Genomic DNA, 565 nt, shown 5'->3' with positions numbered 1-565 from the left:
CGCGAACACGAATAACCGCATAGTCCGTATCGGCTGGTACTGGTGGACGCGTTTCTCCCGCTTCGTAATCTCCGGAAGTCACGGTAAAGTTGTACTTGTCGTCTCCTGCAATGTTTTCGTCCATTCCCATGACATACAGAGCAACAGGATTTTGTGCGGTTGATTCAGCTAGAGGTAAAGTCTTATTGGTATTTTGAAGTAAGACGACAGACTTTTTCTGTGCGTAATCAGCGCGTTCTTGGTACTTCTCGTTGCCTAAAATCTCTTGGGCTTTTTTCTCATCAACGTAAGTGTTTTCGAAAAGGCCAAGCTTGAATTGTTCTTCAAGTAAGCGTGTGACTGATAGGTCGACACGCTCTTCGGTAAGCAGATCTTTTTCCACGAGTTTCACGATGACTTCTTTATCATGGAAACCTGAAAGAACATCGACTCCAGCTTCGACCGCCATGGCAACCTGCTCATCAATCGTTTTGTGTTCCACACCCCATGCACGATCGCCAATAATGCCGGTATCTGAGTTCACGTTACCTGTGTAGCCCAATTCGTCTCTGAGAAGGTCGGTAAC

The 565-nt window shown here is 46.4% G+C and carries 1 protein-coding gene; it reads right to left on the bottom strand.

The features are described from left to right. A partial coding sequence (locus AB4486_RS25840) for a glycoside hydrolase family 3 N-terminal domain-containing protein (protein ID WP_372119590.1) occupies positions 1-565 on the bottom strand: 565 nt, incomplete at both ends.

The sequence above is a fragment of the Vibrio sp. 10N.222.55.C6 genome (assembly GCF_041473395.1).
Classification (GTDB): Bacteria; Pseudomonadota; Gammaproteobacteria; order Enterobacterales; family Vibrionaceae; genus Vibrio; species Vibrio crassostreae_C.
Note: the sequence above shows the minus strand (reverse complement) of the source record. Positions and strands in the feature narration are given on the sequence as shown.